This window comes from Mesorhizobium montanum (genome assembly GCF_033977145.1).
In the GTDB taxonomy this organism is placed as follows: Bacteria; Pseudomonadota; Alphaproteobacteria; order Rhizobiales; family Rhizobiaceae; genus Mesorhizobium; species Mesorhizobium montanum.
Genome location: NZ_JAVIJF010000074.1, coordinates 1 through 523, shown reverse-complemented (window position 1 = coordinate 523; position 523 = coordinate 1). Strand labels below are relative to the sequence as shown.

1 protein-coding gene is annotated in these 523 nt (G+C 66.7%); it reads left to right on the top strand.

Annotated features, from left to right (window positions below; all coding sequences use genetic code 11):
- Positions 1–113: 113 nt before the first annotated feature.
- Positions 114–523 (top strand): helix-turn-helix domain-containing protein (locus RFM68_RS33850; protein WP_320237206.1); only part of this gene is annotated, 410 nt, incomplete at its 3' end.

The following is a 523-nucleotide window of genomic DNA, read 5'->3' as shown; positions in this document are numbered from 1 at the left end:
GAGATACTGGCCCTGCTTTTCGGTGAAGCGGGGTCGATCTGGCGGCTTTGCGTCAAGTAATTGATTCATTTTCCGATTCTTCCGGAACCTCCGCACCGAAGGAGGCCATCCGGATGAATGTACGCTATCGCGTCGATCTCGACCAACCCGAACGCGACGAACTCACGGGCATGCTGCGAAGCGGCAAGCATCCGGCGCGCAGGCTCAAGCGTGCCCAGATCCTGCTGGCTGCCGACGCAGGCCTGAGCGACGAGGCGATTGCCGCGACGGTGGTGGTCGGCGGCTCCACGGTCTACCGCACCAAGCGCCGCTTCGTGGAGATGGGCCTGGAAGCGGCGCTCAGCGAGGAGCCGCGCCCGGGAGCGGAGCGCAAGCTGAGCGGCAAGGAGGAGGCCCTGCTGGTGGCCACCGCCTGCTCCAGCCCGCCACCGGGCCGCAGCCGCTGGACGTTGGAACTGCTGGCCGACGCGTTCGTCAAGCTGACCGAGCATGAGCAGCTGTCGCGCGAGACGGTGCGTCGGCG